This is a genomic window from Klebsiella sp. D5A (assembly GCF_001620885.1).
GTDB classification, from domain to species: Bacteria; Pseudomonadota; Gammaproteobacteria; order Enterobacterales; family Enterobacteriaceae; genus Klebsiella; species Klebsiella variicola.
The window spans coordinates 107887-123582 of record NZ_KV407481.1; the positions used below are offsets into that span (position 1 = coordinate 107887).

Genomic DNA, 15696 nt, shown 5'->3' on the forward strand with positions numbered 1-15696 from the left:
TTCATCCAATCGTTGTCTTCGGGAGTGGGAAATGAAGCCTTTTTTGCGCTGGTGTTTCGTGGCGACAGCTCTCACGCTGGCAGGATGCAGTAGCACCGCCTGGCGTAAGGACGCCGTCCTCGCAGTACCATTGCAACCGACTTTACAGCAAGAAGTGATTCTGGCACGCATGGAACAAATTCTTGCCAGTCGGGCTTTATCCGATGACGAACGCGCACAGCTTTTATATGAGCGCGGAGTGTTGTATGATAGTCTCGGTCTGAGGGCATTAGCGCGAAATGATTTTTCACAAGCGCTGGCAATCCGACCCGATATGCCTGAAGTATTCAATTACTTAGGCATTTACTTAACGCAGGCAGGCAATTTTGATGCTGCCTATGAAGCGTTTGATTCTGTACTTGAGCTTGATCCAACTTACAACTACGCGCACTTGAACCGCGGTATCGCCCTGTATTACGGCGGTCGGGCTAAGTTAGCGCAAGATGATCTGCTGGCGTTTTATCAAGACGATCCCAATGATCCTTTCCGTAGCCTGTGGCTTTATATCGCCGAGCGTAAACTCGACGAGAAGCGGGCGCTTGAAGCACTCAGAGAGCGCTTAAACAAGTCGGACAAAGAGCAATGGGGATGGAACATTGTCGAGTTCTACCTTGGCGACATTAGCGAAAAAGAGCTGATGACTCGTCTGAAGGCAGACGCAACGGATAACACCTCGCTCGCTGAGCATCTCAGTGAAACCAACTTCTATTTAGGTAAGTACTACCTAAGTCTGGGGGACAAGGACAGCGCTACGGCACTGTTCAAACTGGCGGTCGCTAACAACGTACATAACTACGTTGAGCACCGATACGCATTGTTGGAATTATCGCTCTTGGGCCAGGAGCAAGATGACCTGGCAGAATCGGACCAGCAATAGCTGACGAACACATCAGCCCATAGTTTTTTGCTTGCCATCACCTTTGCGGGTGAGGGCGTTGTTGTTCGTTAATACACCTACTTTGAGCCGGTTCACACTTTTCAATGAAAATTACCGTAAATTTTCACGATGAGTTATGTAGACTGGCCGCCATTAATTTTGAGGCACACGTACTACATGGCTGAATTCGAAACCACTTTTGCAGATCTGGGCCTGAAGGCTCCAATCCTTGAAGCGCTTAACGATCTGGGTTACGAAAAACCATCTCCGATCCAGGCTGAGTGCATTCCGCATCTGCTGGACGGCCGCGATGTTCTGGGTATGGCCCAGACCGGTAGCGGTAAAACCGCAGCGTTCTCTTTACCGCTGCTGAACAATATTGATCCTGAGCTGAGAGCACCACAGATTCTGGTGCTGGCGCCGACCCGCGAACTGGCGGTACAGGTTGCTGAAGCAATGACGGAATTCTCTAAACATATGCGCGGCGTAAACGTGGTTGCCCTGTACGGCGGCCAGCGTTATGACGTGCAGCTGCGCGCTCTGCGTCAGGGTCCGCAGATCGTTGTCGGTACCCCGGGTCGTCTGCTGGACCACCTGAAGCGCGGCACGCTGGATCTCTCTAAACTGAGCGGTCTGGTACTGGACGAAGCCGATGAAATGCTGCGCATGGGCTTTATCGAAGACGTAGAAACCATTATGGCGCAGATCCCGGAAGGTCATCAGACCGCGCTGTTCTCTGCCACCATGCCGGAAGCGATTCGTCGCATTACCCGCCGCTTTATGAAAGAGCCGCAGGAAGTGCGCATTCAGTCCAGCGTCACCACGCGCCCGGACATCAGCCAGAGCTACTGGACGGCCTACGGCATGCGTAAAAACGAAGCGCTGGTGCGCTTCCTGGAAGCGGAAGACTTTGATGCGGCGATTATCTTCGTGCGTACCAAAAACGCGACCCTGGAAGTGGCTGAAGCGCTGGAGCGTAGCGGCTATAACAGCGCCGCGCTGAACGGCGATATGAACCAGGCGCTGCGTGAGCAGACGCTGGAGCGTCTGAAAGACGGTCGTCTGGACATTCTGATCGCTACCGACGTTGCGGCCCGTGGTCTGGACGTTGAGCGTATCAGCCTGGTTGTTAACTATGACATCCCGATGGATTCCGAGTCTTACGTTCACCGTATCGGCCGTACCGGTCGTGCGGGTCGTGCTGGCCGCGCCCTGCTGTTCGTTGAGAACCGCGAGCGTCGCCTGCTGCGTAACATCGAACGTACGATGAAACTGACGATCCCTGAAGTAGAACTGCCAAACGCAGAACTGCTGGGCAAACGTCGCCTGGAAAAATTCGCGGCTAAAGTTCAGCAGCAGCTGGAAAGCAGCGATCTGGACCAGTACCGTGCGCTGCTGGCGAAAATCCAGCCGACGGCGGAAGGCGAAGAGCTGGACGTGGAAACGCTGGCCGCCGCGCTGCTGAAAATGGCCCAGGGCGAACGTTCTCTGATCGTCCCGCCGGATGCGCCGATGCGTCCTAAGCGTGAGTTCCGCGATCGTGATGACCGTTTCGAGCGTCGTGGCGACCGTAATGACCGCGGCCCGCGTGGCGATCGTGAAGATCGTCCGAAGCGTGAGCGTCGTGATGTTGGCGAGATGGAACTGTACCGCATTGAAGTAGGCCGTGATGACGGCGTTGAAGTTCGTCATATCGTTGGCGCGATCGCTAACGAAGGCGATATCAGCAGCCGTTACATCGGTAACATCAAGCTGTTCGGTTCTCACTCCACCATCGAACTGCCGAAAGGTATGCCGGGCGAAGTACTGCAGCACTTTACTCGCACCCGCATCCTGAACAAACCGATGAACATGCAGCTGATGGGCGATGCGCAGCCGCGCACTGAACGTCGTGGCGGCGGTGAACGTCGTGAAGGCGGTCGTGGTTTCGGCGGTGAGCGTCGTGAAGGCGGCCGTAGCTTCGGTGGCGAACGTCGTGAAGGCGGTCGTGGTGATGGTCGTCGTTTCAGCGGCGAACGTCGTGAAGGCCGTGCGCCGCGTCGTGACGATGCAGCTGCGCCGCGCCGTGATGACTCCGCTGGTCGTCGTCGTTTCGGTGGCGATGCGTAATTAGCGCAACACGCTAGCGTAAAGTAAATAATACAGCCCCGATCGCCATGATTGGGGCTTTTTTTATTCCTTTTGTACTCGTGTACTGGTACAGTGCGTCGCACCCACTGTGGGAAAGTTTTTTTGACTGGAGATTTCGGTAAATGGCGACACTAACCACTACAACCACCCGGCCGTCCCTGTTTGGCGGCGTGGTGATTATCGGCGGCACGATTATTGGCGCGGGCATGTTCTCGCTGCCGGTGGTGATGTCCGGCGCGTGGTTCTTCTGGTCGCTGGCGGCGCTGGTTTTTACCTGGTTCTGCATGTTGCACTCCGGTCTGATGATCCTGGAAGCCAACCTCAACTACCGGATTGGCTCCAGTTTCGACACCATCACCAAAGACCTGCTCGGCAAGGGCTGGAACCTGGTGAACGGCGTGTCGATCGCCTTTGTGCTGTATATCCTGACTTACGCCTATATTTCGGCGAGCGGTTCGATCCTGCACCATACCTTCAGTGAAATGTCGCTGAACGTACCGGCGCGCGCGGCGGGCTTCGGCTTTGCGCTTCTGGTGGCATTTATTGTCTGGATGAGCACCAAAGCGGTGAGCCGCATGACGGCTATCGTGCTCGGCGCCAAGGTCATCACCTTCTTCCTGACCTTCGGCAGCCTGCTGGGACACGTCGAACCGACGACGCTGTTTAACGTCGCGGAGAAGAATGCCTCCTATGCGCCCTACCTGCTGATGACGCTGCCGTTCTGCCTGGCCTCGTTTGGCTATCACGGTAACGTGCCGAGCCTGATGAAATATTATGGTAAGGATCCACGCACCATTACCCGCTGTCTGATTTACGGTACGCTGCTGGCGCTGGGTCTGTACGTGGTCTGGCTGCTGGTGACGATGGGCAATATCCCGCGTCCGCAGTTTATCGATATTGCGCAGAAGGGCGGTAACATTGATGTACTGGTACAGGCCCTGAGCGGCGTACTGAATAACCGCGGCCTGGATCTGCTGCTGGTAGTGTTCTCCAACTTTGCCGTCGCGAGTTCGTTCCTCGGCGTGACGCTGGGTCTGTTCGACTATCTGGCGGATCTGTTTGGCTTTGACGATAGCGCGATGGGGCGCTTTAAAACCGCGCTGTTGACCTTTATCCCGCCGATGCTCGGTGGGCTGGTGAAACCAGATGGTTTCCTTTACGCCATCGGCTATGCCGGCCTGGCGGCGACGGTATGGGCGGCCATTGTGCCGGCGCTGCTGGCCCGCGCTTCGCGTAAACGCTTCGGCAGCCCACAGTTCCGCGTGTGGGGCGGAAAAGCGATGATTGTGCTGATCCTGCTCTTTGGTCTCGGCAACGCGGTGGTGCACTTCCTGTCGAGCTTTAATCTGCTGCCGGTTTATCAGTAAGGTTAATGCCCGGTGGCATAACATCCACCGGGCTGACGTTTGTGTTACCCCAACAGCTCCTCTTTCACCTGCATCGCCAAATCAAACGAATGCAGGCGAGCCTGATGGTCGAAGATCTGGCCGTTGACCATGATTTCGTCCGCCTTGGTTTCGCGCAGAATGGACTCTAAGCCGTGGCGGACTTTCGTTTTATCGCCGACCAGCGACATGCTTAACGCCTGCTGCACGCCATACTGCTCGGACGCTGACCACAGCTGATGCATATTTTCCACCGGCGGCGGCAGCTGTCCGGTTTCGCCGCGCCGCAGCTTAACGAACGCCTGCTGCATAGAGGTAAAGAGGAACTCCGCATCGCGGTTGCTGTCGGCGGCGATAATATTGATACACACCATCGCGTACGGTTTTTCCAGCCGCGCCGAAGGTTTGAAATTGCTGCGATACAGATGCAGCGCCTGGAACAGCATATCCGGCGCGAAATGCGAGGCGAAAGCAAACGGCAGGCCGAGCTGCGCCGCCAGCTGGGCGCTGTACAGGCTTGAGCCCAGCAGCCACACCGGAATTCGTTCGCCATAGCCGGGAACCGGACGCACGTGCGGGTTCGGATCGCGGGCGTCAAACCAGTCCACCAGTTCCGCCACGTCGCGCGGGAAGTTATCGACATCGCCGCTCATATGGCGGCGCAGGGCGCGCATGGTCGGCTGATCGCTGCCTGGCGCGCGGCCAAGGCCGAGATCGATACGCCCGGGATAAAGGGTATTCAGGGTGCCGAACTGCTCGGCGATCACCAGCGGTGAGTGGTTGGGCAGCATCACCCCGCCGGAACCGAGATGCAGAGTGGTGGTATTGGCGGCGAGATAGCCTATCAGCACCGAGGTCGCCGCGCTGGCAATGCCGACCATATTATGGTGCTCCGCCAGCCAGTAGCGGTGATAGCCGCGCGATTCGGCCAGCCTGGCGAGATCCAGAGAGTGGGTAAAGGCTTCTTTGGCAGAAGAGCCTTGCGGGATCGGCGCCAGGTCGAGCACCGAGAACGGAACAGATTTGTCAGTCATAAAGGCTCACTTTGCTACAGCATCGTCATCAGATTGAAGGTCTTCTTCCAGCCTGGCGCATCCTGGACGCGCCAGCCAGAAAAGCTGCATCTTTAATAATGCATTAAAATCTGAGCACTGTTGTTAACAAAGTGAGCGGTTTATCAGGCTTGCAGCACCAGACCGGGCAGCCGTTTCCAGTAGCCGTTGCAATCACTATTGCTGGTAAGATCCAGTGGCGCAGCACCGTTTTCGTTGGCGCGGAAGGCCTCGAGCATAGCGAAGGTTTCGTTGCCCATCGGCGACAGGCGCACCATATCCACCAGGCCGTGCATCGAGGTTAACTCGTTGCCAAGGTTATAGACGTAGCCGCTCATCGTCTGGATACCGTTGAGCACGAACACCTGCTGGTTCTCCTGCGACAGCATGCTGCGTCCGGTCGGGTACTTGATGCAGCAGGTTTCGCATTCGTCCTTTGGCCGGTCTTCCGAGCGGGCGGTAAAGCAGCGCGCGGAATAGGCCAGCGGCAGATGGCCGTAGCTCAGCACTTCCACTTCAAACTGGTTGCGAATACCCAGCTCTTCGCACTGGGTCAGTAAATTTGCCAGCCAGTCGCGGGAAAGCTCTACCGGCATGCACCAACGCATCATGCCTTGTTTCAGCAGCAGGCGCAGAGTGACGGCGTTATAGCAGTTCAGCGCATGCCCGGCAACGAACGGCAGCTTGCGTTCGGCGCAGAGGTTCACCACGCCAAGGTCGCTGGCCTCAATCAGGAACTCGCCGTTAGCGACATAGCGCTTCAGTTCGCCCAGTTCGGAAGAGGCCTGCACCAGCGCGAGGGTAGACAGCACCACCTGTTTGCCGCTACCGGCCAGCGCTTTTGCCATCTCGATCCAGTCGCCAACTTTGGTGGCGCGGCGTTTGCTGCACACGGCTTCGCCGAGATAAATGGTGTCGGCGCTGCTGTTTGCCGCCTGCTGGTAAAAATCTTCCAGCGTCTCTTTTGGCCAGTAGTACAGCACCGGCCCTAATGAATATTTCATGTTTCTCACTGCCATTTACGGTGATAGGCGCCAAGGGTGGTTTGCGTCCCTTCGGACATCGAACCAAGGGTTTCCATCCAGGCGGATTGCGGCACAAAATTCTGCGGATCGGCTTTGCAGCGGTCGATCGCCTGGCGCCAGACTTTCGCCACCTGGGTGACGTACGCCGGGCTGCGCTGACGGCCTTCGATTTTCACCGAGGCGATATTGGCGGCCATCAGCTCCGGCAACAGCTCCAGGGTGTTTAGGCTGGTGGGTTCTTCCAGTGCGTGATAGCGCTCGCCATCGACCAGATAGCGGCCTTTGCACAGCGTCGGATAGCCGGCGTTTTCGCCATCCTGATAGCGGTCGATCAGCACCTCATTAAGGCGAGATTCCAGCCCCTGCGGCGTTTGCTGCCAACGCACGAAGCGGGCAGGTGAACAGGCGCCGACGGTATTCGGCGATTCGCCGGTCAGGTAGGAAGAGAGATAGCAGCGGCCTTCCGCCATGATGCACAGGCTACCGAAGGCGAAGACTTCCAGCGGCACCGGCGTGGCACGGGCCAACTGCTTCACCTGGTGAATAGATAACACTCGTGGTAGTACGACGCGTGCCACGTCAAAGTTGCGATGATAGAAGCGAATGGCCTCTTCATTGGTGGCGGAAGCCTGCACCGAAACGTGACGCTCAATGTGTGGATAACGCTCCGCGGCATACTCCAGCATGGCGATATCGGCCAGGATCAGCGCATCGGCGCCCAACTGGGCGGCCATGTCCACCGCGCGCTGCCAGCGGGCGTAGCCGTCGGGATGGGCGAAGGTGTTGATCGCAATATGTAGCTTACGACGGTGCTGATGCACAAAGCTGACGGCTTCCTGCAGTTTCTTTTCGGTGAAATTAAGGCCGGCAAAGTGGCGGGCGTTGGTGTCATCTTTCAGCCCGATATAGACGGCATCGGCGCCGTTTTCGATGGCCGCCTTAAGCGCCGGAAGGTTACCGGCTGGGCAGAGCAGCTCCATAATTTTTCCTGAAAAATGCGGCCCGTCAGGGACGCTGAATGGTTAACGAGCAGGGATTTTAGTTAACCTTCTGGTGACAATTTTTGATTTGAGGCAGTTAAAAGTGTATTGGTGGCGCCAATAACTGGCGGCCGTCATCGCGTTTTTGTTGATTTACGCCGCTATGTTGTTTATGTGATATGGCACAATAGCGGAACAATTGCATTCATGGAGTAAAGCTTGTGTTGGATAAACTGCGTTCCCGGCTGGTCCACTTTGGCCCGTCTTTACTGAGCGTGCCGGTTAAGCTGGCGCCTTTTGCCCTCAAGCGCCAGGTGCTGGAGCAGGTGCTAAGCTGGCAGTTCCGTCAGGCGCTGGCAGAGGGAGAACTGGCGTTTCTCGAGGGGCGCTGGTTAAGTATTCATGTGCGTGACATCGGTCTGCTGTGGTATACCTCGGTAGTCGATGGTCGCCTGGTGGTCAGCCAGCAGGCCGACGCCGACGTCAACTTCAGCGCCGACGCCAGCGATCTGTTAATGATTGCCGCGCGCAAACAGGATCCGGATACGCTATTCTTCCAGCGTCGTCTGGTGATTGAAGGCGATACGGAGCTGGGGCTGTACGTAAAAAATTTGATGGACGCCATTGAGCTCGAGCAGATGCCAAAAGCGCTGCGCGTGATGTTGCTGCAACTGGCGGATTTTGTCGAAGCTGGACTGAAGAGCCCGCAGAAACCTGAACAGACATCGGTAGGTGAGGCATGCTGATTCGAGTGGAGATTGGGATTGATGCACCGGGAATCGACGCGCTGCTGCGTCGTACCTTCGGCCGCGATGCCGAAGCGCAGCTGGTGCACGATCTGCGTGAAGATGGACTGATCACGCTGGGGGTGGTGGCAACGGATGATGAAGGCCAGGTGATCGGCTACGTTGCCTTCAGCCCGGTTGCAGTGGAAGGTGAAGAGCTGCAGTGGGTCGGTCTGGCGCCGCTGGCGGTGGATGAACACTATCGTGGACAGGGCATTGGCCGGCAACTAGTCTATGAAGGGCTGGATTCGCTGAATGAGTTCGGCTATGCCGCGGTGGTGACGCTGGGCGACCCGGATTTATACCGTCGCTTCGGTTTTGAGCCGGCCGCGCGCTTCGATCTCCGCTGCCGCTGGCCGGACAGCGCGGAGGCGTTCCAGGTTCACCGTCTGGCGGATGACGCTCTCGAAGGCGTCCACGGCCAGGTAGAATACAGCGACCATTTTAATCATCTTTGAGCCTCTCCAGCAGGGTATCGAAGGCATCCTCTCCGGCAACGAGGCGCTCTTTTTCGCGCTTCGTTAGCTGCTTAACGCGATATTCCAGTCGCAATGCAAGTGAGTGTTCACCAACCTCGTGGCTAAAGGCCAGCAGCAGGTCGCCTTTACCGCGCAACGCCTTCGCGCCTTTTCCCGCCTGATGCTGGCGAAAGCGGCGCGGCACATCGGTGGTGATGCCGGTATAAAGGCGATTATCCGCGGTTCGAATGAGATACAGAAACCAGCACACGGTCACAAAGTCACTATGGTAAGGTGTGTGCACCATAGCATAATGGAGAAGAAAGATGGAAACCCTTGCTGCCATTGGTCGCTGGCTGAGTAAGCAGCACGTCGTCACCTGGTGCGTCTCCCGCGACGACGAGCTGTGGTGTGCGAATGCCTTTTACGTCTATGACCCGGATACCGTGGCCTTTTATCTGCTCAGCGATGAGCACACCCGCCACGGTCAGATGACCGGCGAACGGGCGAAAGTTGCCGGTACGGTTAATGGCCAGCCAAAAACCGTGGCCCTGATCCGCGGCGTGCAGTTCAAAGGCGAGATCCGTCGTCTGAGCGGTGACGAAGAGGCGCGGATGCGCCAGCGCTACGTCAAGCGCTTTCCAGTGGCCCGCATGCTGTCGGCGCCGGTATGGGAGATTCGTCCGGACGAAATCAAGTTTACCGATAACACGCTGGGCTTCGGGAAAAAGTTACACTGGCGGCGTGATGCCGGCGCCGAGCAGGCGTAGCGCTTCGCGATTGAAGGCCGGCAGATCGTCCGGCGTTCTGCTGGTGACCAGCTGTTCGTTATCGACCACCACCTCCTGGTCGTAAAACTCGCCCCCGGCGTTTTTCACATCCACCACGATAGGCTTCACCGCCGTGAGCTTACGCCCGCGGATCACATCGGCGCTGATCAGCAGCTGTGGGCCATGGCAGATGGCGAAGACCGGCTTCCCGCCGTTGACGAAATCGCGGGTAAAGGTGACGAAGCGTTCATCCCCGCGCAACTGATCAGGGGAATAGCCCCCGGGCAGCAGCAAGGCATCAAATTCGCCCGGTGTGACGTCATCAATGGCTCTGTCGATGGCCACCTCCGCTTCTCCCTGTTTACCCTTCACCGTCTTGCCAGCCTGCTTTTCGATCGTGACGACCTGATGCCCGGCGAGCTTGAACGCGTCGGCGGGAGAGGTAAATTCAGAATCTTCAAAGTCGTCGGTAATGAGCACGGCTATCTTTTTACTCATGCTTCCTCCGCTATCTGGATGGTCAATGAGGTAATTCCATGATGATGGTGGATACTTACCTTGTAAGGTATTAAGCCTGGAACATGAGCCCGAAAGTGCAAGGCGGAGAATTCTGTAAAGGAGAATCAATGAGTCAGGTATTATTAACCGGTGCGACCGGGTTAGTTGGCGGTCACTTACTCCGGCTGCTGCAGAATGAGCCGAGCATCAGCACCATCGCCGCGCCGACGCGTCGCCCTCTGGCGCCGGCGGAAGGTGTCTTTAATCCCCACGATCCCCAGCTGACCGATGCCCTAGCGCAGGTAGTCGACCCGGTCGATATCGTCTTCTGTTGCCTGGGGACGACGCGTCGGGAAGCGGGAAGCAAAGAGGCCTTTGTCCATGCTGACTACACGCTGGTGGTTGATACCGCGCTGACCGGCAAACGACTTGGTGCGCAACATATGCTGGTGGTTAGCGCGATGGGCGCCAATGCCCACTCGCCGTTTTTCTACAATCGGGTGAAGGGGGAAATGGAGGCGGCGTTGATTGAACAGGCCTGGCCGCGGCTGACCATCGCCCGGCCGTCGATGCTGTCAGGCGAGCGGGAAAAAAAACGGGCCAATGAGACTTTCCTCGAACCGCTGTTCCGGCTGCTGCCAGGAAACTGGAAAGCGATTCCGGCCCGTGACGTGGCGATTGCCCTGCTGGCGGAGGCGCTGTCGCCCTCCCAGGAAGGCGTGCAAATTCTGACGTCATCCCAGCTGCGGGAGCGCGCCGCGCAGCAGGCTGAATAGCGTTTTGCAAACGCAAATATCCGGCGTACTATTCACGGCTTCAATTCATATCCACATTTCTTGCTGGGGAATGCTATGACTGGTCAGTCTTCATCTCAGGCGGCGTCACCGTTTCAATGGTGGAAATCCGCGCTTTTCTTTCTCGTCGTGATTGTCGGCCTGTGGTTCGTCAAATGGCAGCCCTATTACGGGAAAGCCTTCACCGCCGCGGAAACCCACAGTATCGGTAAATCCATTCTCGCCCAGGCCGACGCCAATCCGCTGAAAGCCGCGTGGGACTATGCGATGGTTTACTTCCTCGCCGTCTGGAAAGCGGCAGTGCTCGGCGTGCTGCTCGGGTCGCTGATTCAGGTGCTCATCCCGCGCGATTGGCTGCTGCGCACCCTGGGACAATCGCGTTTTCAGGGCACGCTGCTGGGGGCGATTTTTTCACTGCCTGGCATGATGTGCACCTGCTGCGCCGCGCCGGTCGCGGCCGGCATGCGTAAACAACAGGTGTCGATGGGCGGGGCGCTGGCGTTCTGGATGGGTAACCCGCTGCTCAACCCGGCGACACTGGTGTTTATGGGCTTTGTCCTGGGCTGGCAGTTTGCGCTGGTTCGCCTGGTCGCTGGCCTGGCGACGGTGCTGATTGTTGCGACCCTGGTGCAGAAATGGGTGAAAGAGGCGGCGACGCAGCCGATAGCGGTGCCTGCTGCACCGTCTGAAGCGGCCAGAGACAGCTTCTTTAGCCGCTGGCTGCGGGCGCTGTGGACCCTGTTCTGGAACACGATCCCGGTTTATATCCTCGCGGTACTGGTGCTGGGAGCGGCGCGGGTCTGGCTGTTCCCGCACGCCGATGGCGCGGTGGATAACACGTTGTTCTGGGTCATCGCGATGGCGATCGCCGGCTGCCTGTTTGTGATCCCTACCGCGGCGGAAATTCCGATTGTGCAGACGATGATGCTGGCCGGCATGGGGACAGCGCCCGCGCTGGCGCTGCTCATCACTCTGCCGGCGGTGAGCGTGCCGTCGCTGATTATGCTGCGCAAAGCCTTCCCGGCCAAAGCGCTGTGGCTGACGGGCGAACTGGTGGCGCTGTGCGGGGCGATTGTCGGTGCGCTGGCGCTGGTGTAGTTTGCCGTAAACGTATGGATAGCCGGATTGGCTGCCGGGCGGCGGCTACGCCTTACCCGGCACACAACGGACAGGGGACGGTAGCCCGGCTAAGCGCAGCGCCAGCCGGGAGACTGCAGGTTTATTTGATGTAGGTAAAGGCGGTAGTCACCCGGGACACGCCGCTCACCCGGCTGGCAATATCCGCGGCAGCCCGGCCTTCGCGCTCGGTCACCAGCCCCATCAGGAAGACTTCGCTGTTTTCCGTGGTCACCTTCACGTTCGAGGATTTGACCTGATCGGTGCTCAGGAGCTGCGAACGCACCTTGGTGGTGATCCAGGTATCAGACGAGGCGGTCCCTAAACCAATCGGCTGGCCCTGGCGCACTTCATTAAACACTTCCGTGGTCCCTTCCACGCCCATGGCGATTTGCTTGGCGCGGGCGGAGAGGTCCGGCGTCGGCGACTGGCCGGTCAGCAGGACTTTGCCCTGATAAGCCGTGACGTTGATGCGGGCCTGTTTCTTAATCTGTTCATCTTTCGACAAGGCGCTATTGACGCGCAGTTCCAGGGTGCTGTCATCGACCTGGGTTCCCACCGTACGCGGGTCCGTTGCGGCTTTAGTGCCGACAGCTGCCGTTCCGACTACCGCGGCGGCAACGCAGCCCTGCAGCAATAGTGCAGAAAGCAGGATGGCGAGGGGCGAGAGAGCCTTCATGTGTTCTCCTTAATCGTCCTGGTGTGGAAAAAGGGTGTTATCTATCAAATCGCACAGACAGTTGACGGTTAGCATATGCATCTCCTGAATACGCGCGCTGCGATGCGAGGGGATGCGGATTTCGACATCCTGCTGACCTAAGAGGCCAGCCAGCTCACCGCCGTCATAGCCGGTTAACGCGACGATAGTCATGTCGCGAGTCACGGCGGCTTCCACCGCTTTGACGATATCCCGGCTGTTACCGCGCGTAGAGATCGCCAGCAGCACATCGCCGGCGTGTCCCAGGGCGCGCACCTGCTTGGCGTAGATCTCGTCATGCAGACGATCGTTGGCGATGGCGGTTAAGACCACATTATCGGTATTAAGTGCAATGGCGGGTAAACCAGGGCGTTCCGTTTCAAAACGATTAATCATGCTGGCAGCAAAATGCTGTGCGTTGGCGGCGGAGGTGCCATTACCACAACAGAGGATTTTGTTGCCGTTGAGCAGGGACTGCACGAGCGTCATCGCCGCCCGGGAGATGGCGTCCGGGAGTGCTTCCGCTGCGGCAATTTGGGTTTGAATGCTTTCGGTAAAGCAGGCTTTGATTCTGTCGAGCACGGGATCCCTTACTTCTGGTATTACGCTATTCGCCAAAGGCGTTTTTTAGCCATTGGATGTCGTTTCCGGTGAAGGCTACCACATCGAAACGGCAATCCACAGTCTCAAAGCTCCCATTCTGTCGGCAGAGCCACAAACGGGCGGCTTTAAGCAGTCGTTGTTGTTTTTGCGGGGTGACGCTGGCCGCCGCGTCACCGTACCGGGCGCTACGGCGGTAGCGCACCTCGACAAAAACGGTGACGGCGCCGTCGCGCATGATGAGGTCAATTTCGCCGCCACGCTCGCGGGCATTGGCGGCGATAAAACGCAGGCCCTGGCCTTCCAGCCAGCGGCGAGCCTGGTTTTCCCAGGCATCGCCAGTCTGTTTGCTTAGCTGGCCGGAACGATTTTTCCCTGCTGGTACTTGAGCCATGACAGTTTCCTGTTAATCACGCAGTCCTGGGTGGCCGTCAGATCGCCGGTATTGCCGTTCAGCTCGAAGCCCGGCGTTTGGCGCATTTGCGTGAAGTGGTTCGCCAGTGACCAGGCGTCAGCCCCCATGGCATACAGGCGCGCCAGCGAGTAGTCATTACGTACAGCGGACAGCGCCTGCTGCATCAGCGCCGGGTTGCTGCCGGCCAGCATCGGGATCTCACTATACTGCAGCCCTTCCATCTCCAGACGGAAATCCGGCCCTGCGGTGCCCTGGGCGCTGCGCGAGCTGGCGTACAGGGTGACATTGTTTTGACTGCCGTTGCGCATGGCGATCATGGGTTTGATATAGGCAATCTGTTCCGGGGTGGCGAGGATATAGGCGGCGTCCACGCTGCCGCCGCTGCTCACCGGCATCTCATCCGCACTGCCGAGGGAACTGTTCTGGGCCGAAGGCAGGGTGGAGACCGGGGTGCCGGTCAGCGCAATGCCCCCTCCGCCGTTGACGCCGGCGCGCAGCTCGGCCGTGGATCCAAAACGCTGCTGCAGGACGCTGGCGCCGCCCAGCTTCAGCCATTCGTCGGCAAACGCGCTAACCACGCGATCGCCCAGCGCACCGCGCGGAACCAGCAGCAGTGGCGTCTGTTTGCCCTGTTGGTGGATATGTCGGGCCGCGTCACGCGCTTCGTCTTCAGGGGAAAGCGCGAAATAGCAGAGGTTAGCGCGGCTTTCGACTTTCTCCGGCTGGTTGAGGGCCAGTACATTGAGCGGCGTGTTGCTCTTAATCACATCATCTACGTTCTCTTTCAGCAGCGGCCCGACGACTAAAGTGGCGCCGTCCTGTTGAGCCTGGGCAAGCAACTGACTGATGGGCTGGCTGGTGGTGTCGTAAATTTTTAGTTCCGCAGAGGGGTTGGCGGCGCTGGCGACTGCGGGCTGAGGCTGTGCGGTCGGGGCGGTGACCGGCTGAGTGACCGGGGAAGCGGTGGTCTGCGGCGTGGCGGACGCTGCCGGCGCCTGGGCTGTAGGTTCCGCGGCAGGCGCCGCCTGGTCTTGTGCCGGGGCTTGCACCGGTTCAGCGCGGCTTCCGGTGGCGGTTAGATCGCTGACTTCTGCCTGCGACGGACTCACTACATCATCATTACCGGAGACATTCGCCGCCTGGGCAACCTGCGCGGGAACGGCGCTACCCGTCACCGACGGCGCACCATTTTTGGCGGCTTCAAAGCCCTGCTGGATAGTGCGGCCGAAGATCGACGCCTGACCGTTCAGCGGCAGAAAAAGCGCAATCTTGTTGGTGGACGCGGGCTTATAGTTTTGCATGTTCACCAGCGCCGTCGGCAGCATTTTGGCGCCCGGATTTTGCGGATAGCGCGTCTGCCAGTCTTTAACGCCTGCTTTCAGCAGCGTCGGATCGTTGCGGTTGTCAAACCACATCCGCTGCAGATCCAGCCAGCCCTGGAGGGTATTTTCATCGGCGTTGATCACCAGCGCATTGGCCTGGTCCTGGGGCATCGAGGTGAGCGCTTGCCACGTCGCATCAATATTTTTCTGACGCTGTTTCGCGTCACTCAGCAGCGGCTGCTGGGCGATTAAGGCGCGCAGCAGGGTCAGCGATGGTTTGCCCTGGCTGGCATCGATTTGCGCCTGCCAGTAGCGCGCCTGCTGGGGTTGATCCAGGCTTGTCGGGTCGAGCTTTGCCAGCAGAGTACGAGCGCCCTGATAGTCGTTTTGCGCCAGCTTCACTTCCACCGCCAGCAGCGACTGTTCACGGGCCTGGGTGCTGTTCAGGTTCGACGGCAGCTGGTTGTACAGGTCGATGGCCTGCTGCTTCTTCCCTTCCTGCAGCAGTGCACGAATGGCGAGTAATTGCCAGTTGGTCTTGCTATCATTCGTGCTTTGCTGCATCTGCTGTAGGTAGAAACTGGAGTTGGCCTGCGATGTACCCTGCATAAACGCCGTGCTTTGATCCTGCGTGTGGGTGCCGCAGCCAGCAAAAAGAAGCGTCGCCAGCAATACGGGCAGACAGCGCGCGGGCTTAGAACGAAGAAATGTTGACGGTACCATAAGTGTCCAGTGATATTTTTTTGGCTCAAT

Annotated in this window: 18 protein-coding genes; 9 read left to right on the forward strand and 9 right to left on the reverse strand. The window is 58.3% G+C overall.

Going from position 1 to position 15696, the window contains the following annotated elements:
• The first annotated feature begins 31 nt into the window (after nt 1-31).
• The 4 genes from nlpI (at nt 32) to mtr (ending at nt 4413) form a co-directional block, all read left to right on the forward strand.
• Entirely contained in the window at nt 32-916 is an 885-nt protein-coding gene (gene nlpI / locus AS136_RS00545; RefSeq protein WP_002918241.1) for a lipoprotein NlpI, read from the forward strand.
• Nucleotides 917-1020: 104 nt separating this feature from the next.
• Nucleotides 1021-1101: a protein YrbN gene (gene yrbN, locus AS136_RS28040; RefSeq protein ID WP_085903200.1), complete on the forward strand. Its 81-nt coding sequence runs from the start codon at nt 1021-1023 to the stop codon at nt 1099-1101.
• Complete coding sequence (gene deaD, locus AS136_RS00550) at nt 1094-3025, forward strand: ATP-dependent RNA helicase DeaD (protein WP_012540481.1); 1932 nt, start codon at nt 1094-1096, stop codon at nt 3023-3025. Before yrbN ends, deaD begins: the two co-directional genes overlap by 8 nt.
• Before the next feature lie 143 nt (nt 3026-3168).
• The gene (gene mtr / locus AS136_RS00555) at nt 3169-4413 is read left to right on the forward strand and encodes a tryptophan permease (RefSeq protein WP_012540482.1); all 1245 of its coding nucleotides are present in this window, start codon (nt 3169-3171) and stop codon (nt 4411-4413) included.
• A gap of 44 nt (nt 4414-4457) precedes the next feature.
• On the opposite strand, the gene AS136_RS00560 is transcribed toward mtr, so the two are convergent.
• The 3 genes from AS136_RS00560 to ubiU form a co-directional block, all read right to left on the reverse strand.
• Nucleotides 4458-5465, reverse strand: a complete 1008-nt coding sequence (locus tag AS136_RS00560) for a luciferase-like monooxygenase (RefSeq protein ID WP_022066332.1) — start codon at nt 5463-5465, stop codon at nt 4458-4460.
• A gap of 143 nt (nt 5466-5608) precedes the next feature.
• Entirely contained in the window at nt 5609-6487 is an 879-nt protein-coding gene (locus tag AS136_RS00565) for a U32 family peptidase (RefSeq protein WP_008806623.1), read from the reverse strand.
• A gap of 5 nt (nt 6488-6492) precedes the next feature.
• Entirely contained in the window at nt 6493-7488 is a 996-nt protein-coding gene (gene ubiU, locus AS136_RS00570) for a ubiquinone anaerobic biosynthesis protein UbiU (RefSeq protein WP_004206164.1), read from the reverse strand.
• A 221-nt stretch (nt 7489-7709) separates the two neighbouring features.
• Between ubiU and ubiT the strand changes: the two genes are divergently transcribed.
• Both ubiT and AS136_RS00580 read left to right on the forward strand, forming a co-directional pair.
• On the forward strand, nt 7710-8234 hold the full coding sequence (gene ubiT, locus AS136_RS00575) for a ubiquinone anaerobic biosynthesis accessory factor UbiT (RefSeq protein ID WP_063266634.1): 525 nt from the start codon (nt 7710-7712) through the stop codon (nt 8232-8234).
• On the forward strand, nt 8228-8731 hold the full coding sequence (locus AS136_RS00580; RefSeq protein ID WP_023298265.1) for a GNAT family N-acetyltransferase: 504 nt from the start codon (nt 8228-8230) through the stop codon (nt 8729-8731). The genes ubiT and AS136_RS00580 overlap by 7 nt, the downstream gene beginning before the upstream one ends.
• Here the strand turns inward: AS136_RS00580 and AS136_RS00585 are convergent.
• On the reverse strand, nt 8718-9008 hold the full coding sequence (locus AS136_RS00585) for a GIY-YIG nuclease family protein (RefSeq protein ID WP_032737192.1): 291 nt from the start codon (nt 9006-9008) through the stop codon (nt 8718-8720). The genes AS136_RS00580 and AS136_RS00585 overlap by 14 nt on opposite strands.
• A 49-nt stretch (nt 9009-9057) precedes the next feature.
• Here AS136_RS00585 and AS136_RS00590 point away from each other — a divergent pair, with 49 nt between their 5' ends.
• Nucleotides 9058-9501: a YhbP family protein gene (locus AS136_RS00590; protein WP_008806619.1), complete on the forward strand. Its 444-nt coding sequence runs from the start codon at nt 9058-9060 to the stop codon at nt 9499-9501.
• Here AS136_RS00590 and AS136_RS00595 read toward each other — a convergent pair.
• Nucleotides 9463-9999 (reverse strand): type 1 glutamine amidotransferase domain-containing protein, encoded by a 537-nt coding sequence (locus AS136_RS00595; RefSeq protein ID WP_008806618.1) that lies wholly within the window; start codon nt 9997-9999, stop codon nt 9463-9465. The genes AS136_RS00590 and AS136_RS00595 overlap by 39 nt on opposite strands.
• 128 nt (nt 10000-10127) lie before the next feature.
• On the opposite strand from AS136_RS00595, the gene AS136_RS00600 reads away from it, so the two are divergent.
• Both AS136_RS00600 and AS136_RS00605 read left to right on the forward strand, forming a co-directional pair.
• Complete coding sequence (locus AS136_RS00600) at nt 10128-10775, forward strand: NAD(P)H-binding protein (RefSeq protein ID WP_016161870.1); 648 nt, start codon at nt 10128-10130, stop codon at nt 10773-10775.
• Between the two features lie 75 nt (nt 10776-10850).
• Nucleotides 10851-11891 carry a permease gene (locus AS136_RS00605; protein WP_023323316.1) on the forward strand — a complete coding sequence of 347 codons (1041 nt, stop codon included), beginning with the start codon at nt 10851-10853 and terminating at the stop codon, nt 11889-11891.
• Between the two features lie 121 nt (nt 11892-12012).
• Here AS136_RS00605 and dolP read toward each other — a convergent pair whose 3' ends face one another.
• Genes dolP through AS136_RS00625 form a run of 4 tightly spaced genes read right to left on the reverse strand, consistent with a single transcriptional unit; the run spans nt 12013 to nt 15666 of the window.
• A complete protein-coding gene (gene dolP / locus AS136_RS00610; protein WP_008806615.1) occupies nt 12013-12588 on the reverse strand; it encodes a division/outer membrane stress-associated lipid-binding lipoprotein in 576 nt (191 codons plus the stop codon).
• A 9-nt stretch (nt 12589-12597) separates the two neighbouring features.
• Nucleotides 12598-13188, reverse strand: a complete 591-nt coding sequence (gene diaA, locus AS136_RS00615) for a DnaA initiator-associating protein DiaA (protein WP_002918211.1) — start codon at nt 13186-13188, stop codon at nt 12598-12600.
• A 25-nt stretch (nt 13189-13213) separates the two neighbouring features.
• Nucleotides 13214-13600, reverse strand: coding sequence for a YraN family protein (locus AS136_RS00620; RefSeq protein WP_008806614.1), 387 nt, complete (start codon nt 13598-13600; stop codon nt 13214-13216).
• Nucleotides 13558-15666, reverse strand: coding sequence for a penicillin-binding protein activator (locus AS136_RS00625; RefSeq protein WP_023323315.1), 2109 nt, complete (start codon nt 15664-15666; stop codon nt 13558-13560). Before AS136_RS00625 ends, AS136_RS00620 begins: the two co-directional genes overlap by 43 nt.
• Nucleotides 15667-15696: the final 30 nt, after the last annotated feature.

Bases quoted from the DNA above. Each gene is read 5' to 3' on its own strand.
- nlpI (WP_002918241.1), top strand. From the start codon at position 32: ATGAAGCCTTTTTTGCGCTGGTGTTTCGTGGCGACAGCTCTCACGCTG.
- AS136_RS00580 (WP_023298265.1), top strand. From the start codon at position 8,228: ATGCTGATTCGAGTGGAGATTGGGATTGATGCACCGGGAATCGACGCG.
- AS136_RS00605 (WP_023323316.1), top strand. From the start codon at position 10,851: ATGACTGGTCAGTCTTCATCTCAGGCGGCGTCACCGTTTCAATGGTGG.
- AS136_RS00565 (WP_008806623.1), bottom strand. From the start codon at position 6,487: ATGAAATATTCATTAGGGCCGGTGCTGTACTACTGGCCAAAAGAGACG.
- AS136_RS00590 (WP_008806619.1), top strand. From the start codon at position 9,058: ATGGAAACCCTTGCTGCCATTGGTCGCTGGCTGAGTAAGCAGCACGTC.
- AS136_RS00625 (WP_023323315.1), bottom strand. From the start codon at position 15,666: ATGGTACCGTCAACATTTCTTCGTTCTAAGCCCGCGCGCTGTCTGCCC.
- mtr (WP_012540482.1), top strand. From the start codon at position 3,169: ATGGCGACACTAACCACTACAACCACCCGGCCGTCCCTGTTTGGCGGC.
- AS136_RS00560 (WP_022066332.1), bottom strand. From the start codon at position 5,465: ATGACTGACAAATCTGTTCCGTTCTCGGTGCTCGACCTGGCGCCGATC.
- AS136_RS00595 (WP_008806618.1), bottom strand. From the start codon at position 9,999: ATGAGTAAAAAGATAGCCGTGCTCATTACCGACGACTTTGAAGATTCT.
- AS136_RS00620 (WP_008806614.1), bottom strand. From the start codon at position 13,600: ATGGCTCAAGTACCAGCAGGGAAAAATCGTTCCGGCCAGCTAAGCAAA.
- dolP (WP_008806615.1), bottom strand. From the start codon at position 12,588: ATGAAGGCTCTCTCGCCCCTCGCCATCCTGCTTTCTGCACTATTGCTG.
- ubiU (WP_004206164.1), bottom strand. From the start codon at position 7,488: ATGGAGCTGCTCTGCCCAGCCGGTAACCTTCCGGCGCTTAAGGCGGCC.
- AS136_RS00600 (WP_016161870.1), top strand. From the start codon at position 10,128: ATGAGTCAGGTATTATTAACCGGTGCGACCGGGTTAGTTGGCGGTCAC.
- yrbN (WP_085903200.1), top strand. From the start codon at position 1,021: ATGAAAATTACCGTAAATTTTCACGATGAGTTATGTAGACTGGCCGCC.
- deaD (WP_012540481.1), top strand. From the start codon at position 1,094: ATGGCTGAATTCGAAACCACTTTTGCAGATCTGGGCCTGAAGGCTCCA.